Annotated in this window: 20 protein-coding genes; all 20 read right to left on the reverse strand. The window is 70.5% G+C overall.

The features are described 5' to 3' along the window. Positions 1-223: 223 nt before the first annotated feature. The 20 genes from ABZY44_RS13540 to ABZY44_RS13635 all read right to left on the reverse strand — a co-directional run bounded on the left by ABZY44_RS13540 (position 224) and on the right by ABZY44_RS13635 (position 12960). The gene (locus ABZY44_RS13540; protein WP_356653148.1) at positions 224-646 is read right to left on the reverse strand and encodes a minor capsid protein; all 423 of its coding nucleotides are present in this window, start codon (positions 644-646) and stop codon (positions 224-226) included. After that, positions 639-992, reverse strand: a complete 354-nt coding sequence (locus ABZY44_RS13545) for a hypothetical protein (RefSeq protein WP_356653150.1) — start codon at positions 990-992, stop codon at positions 639-641. Before ABZY44_RS13545 ends, ABZY44_RS13540 begins: the two co-directional genes overlap by 8 nt. Further along, on the reverse strand, positions 989-1309 hold the full coding sequence (locus ABZY44_RS13550) for a hypothetical protein (protein ID WP_356653152.1): 321 nt from the start codon (positions 1307-1309) through the stop codon (positions 989-991). Before ABZY44_RS13550 ends, ABZY44_RS13545 begins: the two co-directional genes overlap by 4 nt. Further along, the gene (locus ABZY44_RS13555) at positions 1306-1722 is read right to left on the reverse strand and encodes a hypothetical protein (RefSeq protein WP_356653154.1); all 417 of its coding nucleotides are present in this window, start codon (positions 1720-1722) and stop codon (positions 1306-1308) included. The genes ABZY44_RS13550 and ABZY44_RS13555 overlap by 4 nt, the downstream gene beginning before the upstream one ends. An 11-nt stretch (positions 1723-1733) precedes the next feature. Next, complete coding sequence (locus ABZY44_RS13560) at positions 1734-2240, reverse strand: hypothetical protein (RefSeq protein WP_356653156.1); 507 nt, start codon at positions 2238-2240, stop codon at positions 1734-1736. A gap of 10 nt (positions 2241-2250) precedes the next feature. Next, the gene (locus tag ABZY44_RS13565; protein ID WP_356653158.1) at positions 2251-2838 is read right to left on the reverse strand and encodes a hypothetical protein; all 588 of its coding nucleotides are present in this window, start codon (positions 2836-2838) and stop codon (positions 2251-2253) included. Then, positions 2835-3056, reverse strand: a complete 222-nt coding sequence (locus tag ABZY44_RS13570) for a hypothetical protein (protein WP_356653160.1) — start codon at positions 3054-3056, stop codon at positions 2835-2837. The genes ABZY44_RS13565 and ABZY44_RS13570 overlap by 4 nt, the downstream gene beginning before the upstream one ends. 14 nt (positions 3057-3070) lie before the next feature. After that, complete coding sequence (locus ABZY44_RS13575; protein ID WP_356653162.1) at positions 3071-4075, reverse strand: major capsid protein; 1005 nt, start codon at positions 4073-4075, stop codon at positions 3071-3073. A gap of 16 nt (positions 4076-4091) precedes the next feature. Further along, positions 4092-4841 carry a hypothetical protein gene (locus ABZY44_RS13580; RefSeq protein ID WP_356653164.1) on the reverse strand — a complete coding sequence of 250 codons (750 nt, stop codon included), beginning with the start codon at positions 4839-4841 and terminating at the stop codon, positions 4092-4094. A 43-nt stretch (positions 4842-4884) separates the two neighbouring features. After that, positions 4885-6024 (reverse strand): phage minor capsid protein, encoded by a 1140-nt coding sequence (locus ABZY44_RS13585; protein WP_356653166.1) that lies wholly within the window; start codon positions 6022-6024, stop codon positions 4885-4887. Then, on the reverse strand, positions 6024-7562 hold the full coding sequence (locus ABZY44_RS13590) for a phage capsid protein (RefSeq protein ID WP_356653168.1): 1539 nt from the start codon (positions 7560-7562) through the stop codon (positions 6024-6026). The genes ABZY44_RS13585 and ABZY44_RS13590 overlap by 1 nt, the downstream gene beginning before the upstream one ends. Beyond that, entirely contained in the window at positions 7549-8844 is a 1296-nt protein-coding gene (locus ABZY44_RS13595; RefSeq protein WP_356653170.1) for a PBSX family phage terminase large subunit, read from the reverse strand. The genes ABZY44_RS13590 and ABZY44_RS13595 overlap by 14 nt, the downstream gene beginning before the upstream one ends. Beyond that, positions 8834-9370, reverse strand: coding sequence for a helix-turn-helix domain-containing protein (locus ABZY44_RS13600; RefSeq protein ID WP_356653172.1), 537 nt, complete (start codon positions 9368-9370; stop codon positions 8834-8836). The genes ABZY44_RS13595 and ABZY44_RS13600 overlap by 11 nt, the downstream gene beginning before the upstream one ends. A gap of 15 nt (positions 9371-9385) precedes the next feature. After that, positions 9386-9844, reverse strand: coding sequence for a hypothetical protein (locus tag ABZY44_RS13605; protein ID WP_356653174.1), 459 nt, complete (start codon positions 9842-9844; stop codon positions 9386-9388). 284 nt (positions 9845-10128) lie between these two features. Continuing rightward, positions 10129-10548: a DUF6221 family protein gene (locus ABZY44_RS13610; protein ID WP_356653176.1), complete on the reverse strand. Its 420-nt coding sequence runs from the start codon at positions 10546-10548 to the stop codon at positions 10129-10131. Then, positions 10548-10748: a hypothetical protein gene (locus ABZY44_RS13615; protein WP_356653178.1), complete on the reverse strand. Its 201-nt coding sequence runs from the start codon at positions 10746-10748 to the stop codon at positions 10548-10550. Before ABZY44_RS13615 ends, ABZY44_RS13610 begins: the two co-directional genes overlap by 1 nt. A 120-nt stretch (positions 10749-10868) precedes the next feature. Then, a complete protein-coding gene (locus tag ABZY44_RS13620; RefSeq protein ID WP_356653180.1) occupies positions 10869-11636 on the reverse strand; it encodes a hypothetical protein in 768 nt (255 codons plus the stop codon). Beyond that, positions 11633-11959: a hypothetical protein gene (locus tag ABZY44_RS13625; protein WP_356653182.1), complete on the reverse strand. Its 327-nt coding sequence runs from the start codon at positions 11957-11959 to the stop codon at positions 11633-11635. Before ABZY44_RS13625 ends, ABZY44_RS13620 begins: the two co-directional genes overlap by 4 nt. Positions 11960-11971: 12 nt before the next feature. Then, positions 11972-12130, reverse strand: coding sequence for a hypothetical protein (locus ABZY44_RS13630; protein ID WP_356653184.1), 159 nt, complete (start codon positions 12128-12130; stop codon positions 11972-11974). After that, positions 12127-12960, reverse strand: coding sequence for a protein transporter Sec31 (locus ABZY44_RS13635; protein WP_356653186.1), 834 nt, complete (start codon positions 12958-12960; stop codon positions 12127-12129). Before ABZY44_RS13635 ends, ABZY44_RS13630 begins: the two co-directional genes overlap by 4 nt. Positions 12961-13000: the final 40 nt, after the last annotated feature.

Raw genomic sequence — 13000 nt, forward strand, 5'->3', positions numbered from 1 at the left:
GCCGAAGGTGGTGACGTCGGTGGTCTCCTCCTCCTCGCTCTTGGTCCACGTGTTGATCGCGCCGATCGCGATGTCCACCCAGGTGCCGGGCGCGTTGTAGTCCTCGATCTGGAAGCGCGCGTCACGCGCGTTGTACGTGGTCACTGCCATGGCTGTATCTCCTCCGGGCATGGCGAGGAGCCCGCCGGCAGTGCCGTACGGGCTGAAGGAAAGGGGTGGTAGGTCAGACGCGGTGCGCGGTCACGCTGCGGACCCGCATCCGCAGGTTGCACACGTGTTCGTGGCGCCGGTTCTCGTCCGTGCCGATGCCGGCCACGGCCTGGGTCGCGCGGGAGAGGAGTAGGTACGTGCCGTCGGGCAGCGTGGTCTCGCCGAGGCCGTGGAGCTCGGAGCGGATGTCCTGGCAGAGCTGGCGGGACACCCGCGGGTCGGTGGTGCCGCGTACCCGGACCTGCACGGGGGCGTCGTCGTAGCCGAGTTGGCTGTCGGACTCGGCGCCGTCGTCGTAGATGGTCAGCACGATGCACACGTCGGGGGTGGAGGGCTTGGCCTCGAGGAAGATGCTGCCGGTGACGCCGGTCTCGTCGTAGACGCCCAGGCCCTTCGCGGCGAGGTGGCGGGCGAGGCCGTCGAGGAGGTCAGCCACGCAGCCACCTCCGAAGGGACACCTGCATAAGCCGGAGCATGACGTCCTTGTCCCTGTTGAAGGGGATCTCCAGGTACTTCGCGGAGCGGCCCGGCAAGTGCTTCCAGGTCAGCTCCTCGTGCTGGCGGCGGGCGTACACAGTGTCGTAGGTGACGAACCCGTTCAGCCCGGCCCGGACGACCCGCCCGGACCGTTCGAGGGTGCCCTCGTCGAGCGGCACGAGCTTCCGGGACTCGGTGAGGAGGTGCTCCAGAGCTCTCTGGAGGCCCTCCTCCGCTGCGGCCCGGCCGCGGGTGGTCGCTCCGAGGCGACCGCCCCGCCAGCTCATGCGCACGTACTGGCTCACGTGCAGGTCACCTCCCGGTGATCCGGTGTCCGCAGGCCGCCGCCGGTGTACAGCGTCGAGGAGATGACCGAGGCGACCCGCCCGGATGGAAGCGTCATCCGGGACTCCGGGGGGCACTCCTGGTCGGGGAACAGCCAGACCTTCGTGTCCTTCGAGGTGACCTCCTCGCCGTCCTTGGTTCGGGCTGTACGGGCCGTCTCCTCAACGTAGGCCCGCGCAGTGACCGGCGCCGCGTACAGCGGGCCGTAGGCCGCCTCTCCGGTGTAGATCTCGATGGTGACCGTGGAGAGGAGGAGCGATCCGGGGATGGTGCTCACCAGGCCACCGCCCCGAGCTGGATCCGGTCCGGAGTGAGGTCCGGGGCCCGGAGCGCGTCCCATACCGCGGGGGCGATCTGCCGGGCCGGGGAGTCGTCGCCGGAGACTGCGGTGACGGATCGGCTCAGGGTGACCGAGCCAATCTGTACCGACCCGTACCCGACGCCGGCCGCCCCGGTGGTGTCGCCGACCTCGACGCCCCACTGAGCCTGCGCGCAGACCGCGTCGGCGAACGCGGCGGCGACCACGGTGTCTGTGGGGAGGCCGGTGTCGCCGACGGTGTACGCGCAGAGCCGGAAGACCTGCGCGTCGAGCATCTGGCTCGCGCGGGTCAGCCGAGAGTCGATGTCTGCCGGGGCTGCGGCGCCGGTGTACGTCTCGTACTGGTCGGCGGTCGCGTAGATGCGGGCCATGCCGCCACCTCCTACGCGCTGGAGCCGATGATCACGATGTCGTACGTGACGGACGTGGACCCGGCCGAGTTGGTGATCTTCAGGACGTCGCCGGTGGCCGCGGTGACCGCGTAGGTAGTGGCGTCCGCCGCGCCCGCCCCGAGCACGAAGAACGCGCCGGGCCGGAGGGTGATGGTGCCCGTGCTGTTGAGCGCGGTGATCCACGGGTTCGTGCCCGCGCCCACGACCACGTTGTTCGTGTTCGTGGCGGCCGCGGCGATGACGATCGCCTTGATCTTCGCGAAGGTGAGCGTGGCCCCGTAGATGTCCACCAGGACACCCGCGAGGTCGATGTCCTCCGTCGCGGACGCAGTCAGAGTGCGCGTGTCCGCGAACCGCAGGTCCGCCTTTCCGGCGCCGGTGCCCGAAGCGAGGTACGCGCCGTACCGCTTCGACATGTTGTCCGCGGCGGTCGAAAGGTCGGCGGTCTTGGTGTAGATCCCATCGACGGTGACGCCGATCGTGGTGGTCAGAGCCATGCCAGCCCCCTCACGTGGCCACGACGTACGGCACGAACTGCTTTGCCGTAGGCGTCGCGATAGTGGCCGGTGCGGTCGTGGTGAGCGACGAGCCGGACGACTGGGACAGATTCCGCTCCCCGGTCACGATGGCCGGCGCGGCGCACGCGCCGAGCAGGGTCGGCGGGGTCGTCGCCGTGACGTTGATCGCCGCCCAGTAGACGCCGGTCTTCGGGACCGTGTACGCGGCCGACAGGGCCTTCGTCATGGTCGTGTTGGCGGCCCACGCGGTGGACGTCTGGTCGGCGGTCTGTGCGAGCAGCGCCGGAGTCGCCGCGTCGCTGTACAGGGCGAACCACCACGCGGTGGGCGTACCGGCTGCGGTCGCTCCGGAGCGGAACGACAGGTTGGTGATGACGTCTCCGGCCTGGAGGTAGATCGGCACGGAGGTCATGACGCCGGTGGCGAGGGCGGCCTGCCCGGTGTCGCTGGCCGAGTCGTACAGGCCCACGCGCGGCAGGTTGCGCCGGTAGAAGGTGTCCGGCGACGCGGGGTCGGCCAGGTTGAGGTGCGCGAGCGCGTCGCGCACGTTGCGGGTGTAGGCACCGAGCTGGCTCACTGGTCAGCCCCCTTCGGAGTCGTCTTGCGGGTGCTGGCGGGCTTCTCCGGCTCGATCTCGTCGACGCCGTAGCCCTGGGACCGGAAGTAGGCCAGCGCCCGCGCGTTCGGGTGCTGGGGGTCGTCCGGGACGTCGATGTCCGCGGTGCCGCCGGTGAAGTTGACGCCGGCAGAGACGCCGGTGAAGTCGATGACGGGCGCGGTGATGCGGTACTGCATGCGGTCCACCCCTCTCAGACGACGTCGATGCCGCGGAGTACGCCGGCGGCCTTGGTGTTCTTGACGACGAGCGCGGCCGGGCCCATCTCGATCTCGCCGGTCTTGACGGCGCCCGCAGTGCTGAAGTCGGGCAGCCATGTCTGGACGAGGGGCTGTCCGGCGGCGGATGCGGCGTGGACGGAGTCGAGGCCGAAGGTGACCGCGTACAGGTCCGTCGAGCTGGAGGAGACGGGGATGATCGGGGCGGAGCCGTCGGCGCGGTCGCCGAGGTCGACGAGGACCCAGTCGCCGTACCGTTCGATCTTCCGGCCGAGGGAGTCCTGCTCCATGCTGTAGAGCGCCGCCCAGCGGGCCAGCGCCTTGAACCGGGTGATCGACTTGGTGTTGCCGAGGATGGCCTTCGTGCCCGGCGGGAGGGCGCCGGGGGTGCCCTGGTCGCCGCCGCCGGTGTGGGAGGGGACGATCGAGGACAGCCACTCGTCGACTTCGTCGAGGCGGGCCATGGCCAGCGCCTGCGTGATGACCGTGGAGGCGGTCCAGTCGGCGACCACGGCCGTCTTCTCCGTGGAGGAGCCGACGAGGAGCTTGGACAGGCCGTCGTAGCCGTTCGCGTCGACCGCGGTGTCACCGAGGATGAGTTCCTGGGCGAAGCGGGTCCGGATGGAGGTCTCCAGCTGCTGCATCTGGAACGTGACCTCGTTGGTCGCCGCGGCGCCGAGGTTCTTCAGGACGCGGTCGACGGAGAACGAGCCACCCATGGGCTTGAGGTCCACGGTGTAGCGGGTCCGGGTCGCCTGGCCGGGCGTGTACTCCGAGTTGATCGCTCGGAAGGCAGCCGGCGCGGCGGTCGTCAGGCGGGTGTAGCCGTAGGTGAGGCTCCCGCCGGCCGTGCCGGGGGTGACCGTGTCGTCGAAGACGATCTGGTCGAGCAGCCACGAGTAGCGGCGGAGGTTGTCGATGACGGCGTAGTCGATGTCCGCCTGGGTGTTCACCTGCGCCTGCGCGAGGGTGATGGGCATGGATGGCTCCTTGGTGTCAGCCGCCGCTGAGGGCGGCGGCTACGGCTTGTCCGAGGGAAGCGGGGCGTCCTGTGGTGCCGGGCCCGCCGGCGAAGTCGCCCCCGCCCCGCCTCGGCACCTGGCCGCCGCGGAGCTGCTGGTTCTGCTCGACGGCAGCCGTGATGGCGGCGTCGAGGAGGGTGGTGAAGTCCGCCCCGGTGGGGTCCAGCCCCTGGACGGAAGTGAGGAAGGCCCTGCTGTCGAGGAGGGCGGGCGCGTTCGCGCCGAGGCGGGCTGCCGCGCCGTGCACGGCAAGCTCTACGGCCTGGGTGCGGGCGGCGGTTTCCAGCTCGGCGATGCGGCTGGTCTGGGTGGTGATGGTCTGGGTGAGCTCGGCGGGGTCGGCGGGCTTGTCGTTCTGGACGAGGCCGAGGGCCTTGCCGATCTCCTGCGCGAGCGCGTTGCGGGCCTCGGTGGCGGCGTTGGCCTTCGCGGTGGTCCGTTCCTTGCCGGCTTCGGCGCGGGCCGCGGCAAGGTCTTTCTCCAGGCGGGCGATCGTCGACGCGGTGTCGTCAGCGGCCAGCGGGGCCGCAGCCGGGGGCTGGGCGGCTGGTGCGGCGGGCTTGGGCGGGTCACCGGCGGGCTGGTGCCCTTCGGTTCCTGAGACGCCTTCGCCCTCGCCGCTGCCACCCGCGATGGGATGGATCGGCCGTCCGTCGCGGCGCCACCCCAGGATCACGCGGGGCGCGTGGGAGGCGTGCGGGTGCCGGAAAGGGATGGTGTGCATGTGTGCCCTCCTGGGGCGCATCGGGCCCGCGCCTGGCGGGCGTTCAGCGTGCTTGGCCGATTTGCTCGCGCGCCGGCTTGCGGATGATCGCGTCGTGCGCGGCCACGTTGGCGCGGGCTGCGGCCTGCCAGTCGCGGACTTTCGCGGCGGCGGCCTTGCGGGTCTTCTCGTCGATCGCGGCGGCTTGGCGGCGTTTCCACTGGCGGATGGTCCGCTCGATCTCGCGCTGCCGCTGCGAGTCCTCGTACGTTGTGCCGGGCGTCGCGTGGTGCGGCGGGCGGGTCGTCACGCCGGGCAGGTACAGGCCCAGGCTGTGGCGGCAATTGGGGTGGAACAGGCCGGCGGCGCGGGCCGCGGCGAGGCTTCCGGCGACGTGTACGGCGACGGTCTCCGTCCGGGCGAACAGGCTGCTCGGCTGGATGGCGTGGTCAAGGCGAACCGTGTGCGGCCCGGCCTCGCCCTGGAGGGCCAGGATCTCGCCCTCCCAGGGTCGGCAGCGCTCGCACTCCAGCGGTGCGTCAGAGACCATGACGAGCGCGGCGCCGATCTCGCCGAGGGCGTCGATGTGGCCTTCGATGGCGGCCCGCGCGGTGATCGACCGGACGGCCATCTCCGCGTAGGCGGCAAGCTCCCAGGCGTGGCCGCGGGAGTCGATGAACCCGGTGACGCCACGCCGCGCGAAGTCGTTCAAGGCGCGCTGGGAGGCGTCGCGGCGGGACTGCCCGGTGAGGAGCTGCGTGCTGGCCGCCCGCGACGTAACGTTGCGGAACACGTCCAGGACCGCCCGGGTGATCCGCTGGTACAGGGGGCGGGTGTCCCGCGCGTAGGACGCGGCCAGCCGGTCAACGGCGGGCGCACCGGGGAGGATCCGGCGGGCTTGAAGCTCCCGGCCGATGTCCAGCGCGCCCAGCTCGGCGACCGCGGCTTGCCGGCCCCGCCCGTAGGCCGTAGCGAGGGCTTGCGCGACGGCGCCGTTCGCGTCGGTCTGGAGCGCCTGGGCGACCGCCTCGACGGCCTCGCGGAGGTCGCCGATGGAGCGGAGCTTCAGTTCGGCCCATCGGGGGCTGTCGATGCCCTCGGCGAGGGCTTTGCGGAGGATCTCGATGAGGGCGATCTCGGCGTCCTCGTACAGCACGGTGATCGCTGCGGCGAGGTCTTCGGCCATGGCCGGGGAGACGGGCATCAGACCGCCTCCTCACCGCCAGAACCGCCGAAGCCGGGGGCGCCCGGGCCCTCGGCGCCGGTCATCGCCGGGTCGGCGACGAGCGCGCCGGTCTCCTTGAGGATCCGCTCGGTCTCCTCCTTCACCGCGGTGTCGTCCCAGTCGGGGTTCCGGATCCGCACTTTCATCTCGGTGCTCACGGCGGTGCCGCGGGCGAGGAGCTCGATGGTCTCGGCGACCGTCTTGGGGTCCTCCGAGACGGAGTCGGCCAGCTCAATGCGGGGCCGCTCAGGCTTCACCGTGGAGAAGCCGAGGGCGTTGTCGAGCTGCAGCACGGTCTCGATGAACCCTGGGAGCTCGGTGATCCAGTAGCCGCCCTTCTGGCCCTTGGTGAGCAGCGAGCTGCGCTCCTGGGACACCACCTCAGTCGCGGTGATCGCGGTGGAGTCGCCGAGCCCGAAGGACTGCGCGGAGTAGCCGGCGGACTCGACGGCCTTACGGCTGAAGGAGCGCCAGGACTGCTCGTGCTCGGTGACCCGGATCGCGAATTGGACCATGGTCAGGCCCTCGCCGGAGGTGGGCGAGGCGTTGATGGGGGTCCAGATTTCCTTGTCGTCGTCGAAGGAGACGCCCTTCCCCAGGCCCTCGCTGTTGAGGAAGCCGCCCGGGACGACGAGGCGGGCCTTTGCAAGGCGGATGTCCCGCATCCACGACGTGTACGTCTCGTCGAGGGACATGAACAGGTCGCGGATACCGTCGTCCTGCCAGTCGGAGCGGCCGAGCATCGAGCCCCGGTACTTCCGGTTCGGCCGCATGTTGGGGATGTAGCAGCAAGTCAGGCCCTTGATGCCCGTCGTGATGGTCTCGCCGTCGGCGTCGAGGCCGGCCGCGATGCCCGCGGTGTCGGGGTGCTCGGTGAGCGGGACCCGCATTCCCAGGTTGATCGCGGTGCCCTCGTACAGGGCGTGGAGGACCTTGCCGGGTTCGTGGCGCTCCAGGTGCCGGAGCACGCGATTGCCTTCGCGGAGGATTTCCCGCCACAGGGTGATGCCGGTCATGACGCCGTACTGCCACTCAGGGAGGACCCCGTCAGCGTGCACGGCGGTGATCAGGACGCGCTGCGCCAGCTCGGTGTTCCAGGTGGCCCGCAGCGCGGTGCCCCCGAGCGCGGACGCAACCTCGGCGCCTTCCCTTAGGATCGCGTCGAACCCGCCCGCTTCGGAGATCTCCTCCCACCGGTCTTGGGTCTCCGTGGTCTCGAAAGACACTGTGGGCGGTTCGGCGAAGAGCAGGGCCGCGCTCTTCGCGGCGATGTCGGCGGCCAGCGGGACATGGAGGCGGCCGTCGCGGCGCCCCTGCGGCCGGGGGCGCTCCCAGAACCGCCACGGCCGGCCGGAGCCGTCGCGCTCATTGTGGCCATAGCCGAGGCCCTCGGTCGCGTAGACGCGGCGGAGTCGGGTCTTGTCGCCGGAGTACCAGGCGTCATCGACGGCCATGTCGGCGAGCTGCGGGGCGATGGCGGGCGGCGGCCAGGGCACGTTGTTCTCAGGCAGCGGCACTGGTCGCCTCCTCGTAGTCGATCAGATGGCGCCACTCGTGCACTGTGGAGTGCAGGGCGTACCGCAACGCGTCGGCGGAGTGGTCTTCGATCTTCAGCGGTTTGTCCTCGCCGCGTTCGGCGGCCCGCTCGTCCCAGGCGTAGCCGGGGAGTTCGCCGAGGAGGCCCTCGCAGGAGCGGTGGATACGGAGCAGGCCGGAGCCGAGGGCGACACCGACGGAGCGGATGCCGTCCAAGACGTCGTTGACGGCGGGCGAGATGCCGGGCACGCGTTCGGTCCAGAGCTGGTTCATGAAGGACGCGGCCGACGGGTCCACGAAGATCCATTCGGGGCGGACGCCACGGTCTGATCCCTGCTCGCCGGGCCGGCGCACGTTCGCGAGCCAGCTGCGGACGTTCAGGGAGTACTGGGCGTCGGTGAGCTGCCGACGCGCGAGGACGCTGTCGTGTCGGTACTCGGACACGGCGTACAGGTGGTCGTCCTCGCCCTGCCCGATGAGGACGGCGGAGAAGGGGTTCACGGTGCCGTAGTCGATGCCCACGCACGTCCAGCGGCGCATGTACGGAAGGATGTCGACGACGTGGCGGTGCTCGTCGAACATGTCGTAGACGGCGCCGGACGCGAGGACCCAGTCGCCGAGGATGAAGCGGCGATACCAGAGCCCCGTGTACTGGCGTTTCAGCCGTTCGACCATGCCCGGGTCCAAGCTCGGGTTGTCGTCGAGGGTGAAGTGCCAGTGGTGCAGGCCGACCTCGCGGCCCCGGTTGACGAAGTCCTTCTTCAGCCAGTGAAACGGGCCGTCAGGGTTCGTCGTGGCCATCAGACGGGACTGATCGCCGACGCGCAGCCGGGACAGGAGCATCATCCAGAACGCGTGCGGGACGAGGGTGGCCTCGTCGACGTAGGCGAGGGCGATGGTCGAGCCGCGGATCCGGCCCTCCGCGCGGGCGTCCGAGGCGCCCACGAGGTGCACGGTCCGACCCAGGATCGTTGCCGTCGTCGACCCGGTGGTGTGTTGGACGTGCTTGGCCAGCGGCCCGAACAGGTGGACGCTCGACAGCGGATCGAGGAGGTTGCGTTCGATGGTCTGGAGAGTCCGGCCGACGATGACGACCAGGCCCTGATCTGGCGTTACCGACAGACGGAGGAGGAACGCCAGGAGCGAGGCGATCGTCTTGCCGCTGGAGACCGCCCCGGACCACAGGGCGATGGGCGCGTCCTGGGACTCGACCACAGACCGGATCTGGGCGGGCGAGAGGGGGAGGGGGACGTCACGGAGCATCACCGGCCCCCTCGTCCATGGCCTGGTAGGCAGCGGTGAGACCGGCGGCAAGCTGGCCGAGCATGCTCTTCGCGTCGCCGACGCCGTTGTCGGAGTCCAGGGCTTCCAGCTTCGCGGCCTGCGTGGTCGCGGTGGCTACGGCCTGCATGAGGTTGCGGACGTCCTGCGACGGCAGGTCTTCGGCCTCGTAGGTAACGACTTTCCCGAAGGAGACTTCACGGATGCGATGGCTGGGCCGGTCCAGGCGGTCGAGGAGCTTTCCGATCTGCGCGTGGTATCGGTCGACGAGGTCGAGGCGGCGGGCCCGGCTGTCGATGACGCGGGCCTCCGTGGCCACGGCGGTGGCGGTGCGGTCGAAGGACAGTCCGAGGCGCTCGGCGTAGATGCTGATGGTGCGCTGGCCGCGGTCCATGAGGCGGGCGATCTCGTTGCGGCCTTTGCCCTCGGCGTGGAGGCGTCGGAGGGTGTCGAGTTCCTCTGGGGTGACCTGGCCGCCGGTCGACTGGTTCGCCCCGACTGCGGCCATGGTCACCACCTCCGTTCAGCAGCCGTCGTACTTCCAGGCCCCGCCCTCGCGCGCCCACGGCTGGCTGGTCTGGTTGAGCTTGGGCACCGAGTACGTGTAGGTGACGCGGGCCATGTCGCCGGCAAGCTGGTCGATGGTGAGCGTCTGGATTTCCTGCTTGCCGTAGGCCTTGGCTGCGGTGTCGACGATGACGGCGAAGATGTCGGCGTCTCCGGCCTTGTCCTGGCAGCGCTTCGACAGTGCGGCGTAGGCGGCGGCGCCGTCGGGCTTGAAGTAGGCGGCGGAGTAGGCGCGGACGGCCTTGTCGAGGTTGGCGCGCTCCGGGTCGATCTTCGGCGCGGGGGCGGAAGGCGCCGAGGACGCGGGGGCTGGCGCGCCCTTGTCCGGGGCTGGGTCGCTTGAGTCGCTGGAGCACGCGGTGAGGGCGAGGAGCCCGGCGGCCGCGAGCAGGGTGATGGCGGTGTGTGTGCGCATCGCGCCATGTTGTCGGCGGCCGGGCGGCTGTGGGGCGGCTGTGACCGTCCTGTGACGCGCGAAAGCCCCGCGTGGTGGCGGGGCTTTGGGGCGCTGGCCTGGTCCGGGCACGCCGGACGTGAGGTCAGGATGGCGGACGGGCGCCGGTTTTGCAACTAGGTGCAGAAGAACCCCGACCGTGTCCGAGCACGGCCGGGGTTCTTCAGGGGGTGGCCCCACCATCAGCGGAGGCCCACGCTACGCCCGGGATGGCCGGTACGACACCCCTCGCGCATGGCCGGATTTCAGCTCTCGTCGTCTGGGTCGGGCGGCTGGATGGCCCACTCGGCGCGGTAGTCCGGATGGTCGGAGTACGGGGTGAGCATCAGCCTGAGCGTGGGGCAGGGCCAGCGAACGTGGAGGACGTCCATGTAGTCGCGCCAGGAGCAGGTACGGCACCCGTCGAAGGGATCCCCTGTGTCCTCGGAGGCGTGCACGTCGAGGATCTGCCGCTTGGCGTCGACCTCGGCGAGGACGCGCGCCGGATCGTGGCGGGCGATGTGCCGGGCATCAGTGAATGCGCTGGTCTCGGCTACCAGCCCGTTGGCGCTCATGACGAAGATGCTGGGGGCTTCGGCCTTCGTCCACGCCCCCACGCTGGCGTCGCGTGCGATCAGCTCGTCTTCGTCGAGGCGGGCGCGGAGGAACTGCACGAGGTCGTCCATCAGCCCTCTCCCCGCATCTCACGCAGGTGCTCCTCGACAATCGCGGTGGCCTCTGCCCGTGGAATCGAGTCAGTGGCCAAGCCGCAAGCGCAGGTGACCTTAGCCAAGGTGTCCGGTTCCACGATCCGCAGGATCAACTCGGGGTTCTCCTGCCACGGGACCTCCCGCGAACCAGCTTCGAGCGTCAGATAGTGGTCCATGCCGTCCATCATCCCTTCTTCGGTGCGGGCTTGGGCTGCTCCTGCGGCGGCTTCGCGGCGGCGGCCTTCGTGGTCTCGTTGCGGTCGCGGAGTTCGCTGATGCTCATGCTGGTCTTGAAGTCACCCACGGCGGGCCTCCTTCGAGTAGTGGTGGGCGACCATCCAGCGGCCGGGGCGCTCGGGGTCAGGGATGATCGACATCCCCACTGCTTCCCCGGCGGCGACCTGTAGCTCAGGGGTTGTAGTCGACGATGTAGTCGTGTCCTGACCTGCAACAACTACAGCTACGACCGGGGCCGGGGGAGCGGTCTGAGAGGGGCTGGGGAGGTCTTTCAGGCGGACCCCCGTGGACACCCCCCGGCCGGGCATCCGTACGGACCCCCATACGGGCACCTGCACGCGCTTGAGGTAGGCGCGGACAGCGGCCGGCTGCCAGTCCTCCCCGGTGACCCGGCGGAGGTGGTCGGCGAGGGACGTGAGGTGGGCTCCCTTCGCACTGCCGGCGGCGGCCCGAACATGCTCCGCGAACTCGGCCACGGACAGAGCCTCGAGGGGGCTAGCGGGCTGCTCCCGGTTGTCCTCGGCGACCGGCTCCGGGCGCTCCGGAGCGTCGGACCCGGCAACCATGAACGCGGCCACGACCCAGGCGAGGGCGCCCCCGGCGACGGCGTAGGTCGTGTAGTCAGTGGCGGCCACCGCGTATCCGGCGCCCGCGAGGCCTACCAGCCGCTTCAGGGGAGCCCCCTTGTCCTGCTCGGGCTTGGCGTCCTGAGGAGCGTCGTCGGGGAGGTCTCGGTAGCGGGGCCGGGCCACCCAGGCGGTCGCCCGGCGGCCGAGGAGGACCGATCCGTCGTAGAGCGGTCCCCCGAGCGCCTGAAGGTGCTTCACCGGCCGAGGGTGGTCTGAGTCAGAGAGTTGCCGACGCTGTTCCCGGTCTGCTGGACGGTGGAGAACGCGGTGGCGACGAGGCCGGATGCGGACCCGGCGAGGAGGGCGACGGCGAGCGCGGTGATCATGATGGCCTTCTTCTCGGAGTCCTTGTAGACGCTGTTCCGCCACTTCACGACGATCATCGTGCAGAGGATGATCCCGAGGATCAGGGCTCCGAGCGCTCCCCCGTTGACATCCACCGCAGGCGCCAGTTGCGGGGCCGGCGCGGCCATGGCGTGTCGCTGGACGGTGTCGATCGCGGCGGCGAGGTGCTGGGGCATGGTGAGGGCCTTTCAGTAGCCGAGGAGCTTGGCGATGGTGATGGTGGAGGCGGCGACGACCGCCCAGGTGCCGAGCCGGTCGCGGATTTTCTGGGGCAGGAGGGCGCCGACGATGCGGAGCAGCAGGTAGGCGAGGAGGCCCCAGCCAGCGAAGTAGGCGAGATCGATCACGCGGTCCTCCGGGCCATCCGGAGCGTCCGGAGGATGCTGTCCTCCTTGGCGTTGGCGTCGGCGACCTTGCGGACGTAGCGGACGACGGCGTCCGGCTCCGTGATGCCGCAGGAGACGGCCGTCCGGACTGCATCCGCCATGGTCATAGGCCCAGACGTGGGGAGCTGCGGAGCACTCTCCGGAGTCTCCAACTGGTCCGCCGGAGGCTCCGGATCCGCGTCCGGAGTCGTCCGGACAGCGGCCCGCGCCTCCACTGCGGCAAGACGACGTAGCTGCGCAGAGAGAGCGAGGCGGGCGCCGATACGGGCCTGTCGGCGGAGTAGCCATGCCTGCGTGCGCGGGTCGAGGGGGCGGGCATGCTCGCGCAGGACGAGGGTCCAGCCGCCCTTGGCGAGTGCGGACACTGCGGCGGCGACGAGGCCGACCTCGATGGAGTCGGCGAGGTAGCCGTGGAGGCAGACGGCAGCCATGGCGATGGCGAGGGCGACATGGCCGGCGCGGCGGAAGGTGGCGGCTCGGTGTGGGTCGTAGCGGGCGAGCCACTCCAGGATCATGCAGTTGATCCACAGGAGGTCGAAAACTGCGGCGGCGCTGTAGGCCGCCCCGCTGGGTGCGATGCGGGTGAGGAGGTCGCCGATGCCGGTGGTTGACCATCCGATCGAGGCGAGGACGATCGCGGCGGTGGATCCGGTGACGGCGGCGAGGGCGATGCTGTCCCAGTCGCGCGGCGGCCGGGGGACGGTGACGTCGTACTGCTCGTCGATGAGCTCGGTCTCGCCATCGACGGTGTGGGTGACCTGCCGGGTGCGGGTCTCGGTGCGGGTGCGCACGGGGTGCTCCAGGGCGGTGGGGCCGGGCGCGCGAGGGCGG

This window comes from Streptomyces sp. NPDC006544, from assembly GCF_040611715.1.
Taxonomy (GTDB): Bacteria; Actinomycetota; Actinomycetes; order Streptomycetales; family Streptomycetaceae; genus Streptomyces.

Excerpts from the sequence above, each read along its gene's own strand:
- ABZY44_RS13555 (WP_356653154.1), bottom strand. The coding sequence starts at position 1,722 with ATGGCCCGCATCTACGCGACCGCCGACCAGTACGAGACGTACACCGGC.
- ABZY44_RS13560 (WP_356653156.1), bottom strand. The coding sequence starts at position 2,240 with ATGGCTCTGACCACCACGATCGGCGTCACCGTCGATGGGATCTACACC.
- ABZY44_RS13570 (WP_356653160.1), bottom strand. The coding sequence starts at position 3,056 with ATGCAGTACCGCATCACCGCGCCCGTCATCGACTTCACCGGCGTCTCT.
- ABZY44_RS13575 (WP_356653162.1), bottom strand. The coding sequence starts at position 4,075 with ATGCCCATCACCCTCGCGCAGGCGCAGGTGAACACCCAGGCGGACATC.
- ABZY44_RS13580 (WP_356653164.1), bottom strand. The coding sequence starts at position 4,841 with ATGCACACCATCCCTTTCCGGCACCCGCACGCCTCCCACGCGCCCCGC.
- ABZY44_RS13585 (WP_356653166.1), bottom strand. The coding sequence starts at position 6,024 with ATGCCCGTCTCCCCGGCCATGGCCGAAGACCTCGCCGCAGCGATCACC.
- ABZY44_RS13595 (WP_356653170.1), bottom strand. The coding sequence starts at position 8,844 with ATGCTCCGTGACGTCCCCCTCCCCCTCTCGCCCGCCCAGATCCGGTCT.
- ABZY44_RS13600 (WP_356653172.1), bottom strand. The coding sequence starts at position 9,370 with ATGGCCGCAGTCGGGGCGAACCAGTCGACCGGCGGCCAGGTCACCCCA.
- ABZY44_RS13605 (WP_356653174.1), bottom strand. The coding sequence starts at position 9,844 with ATGCGCACACACACCGCCATCACCCTGCTCGCGGCCGCCGGGCTCCTC.
- ABZY44_RS13610 (WP_356653176.1), bottom strand. The coding sequence starts at position 10,548 with ATGGACGACCTCGTGCAGTTCCTCCGCGCCCGCCTCGACGAAGACGAG.
- ABZY44_RS13615 (WP_356653178.1), bottom strand. The coding sequence starts at position 10,748 with ATGGACCACTATCTGACGCTCGAAGCTGGTTCGCGGGAGGTCCCGTGG.
- ABZY44_RS13625 (WP_356653182.1), bottom strand. The coding sequence starts at position 11,959 with ATGCCCCAGCACCTCGCCGCCGCGATCGACACCGTCCAGCGACACGCC.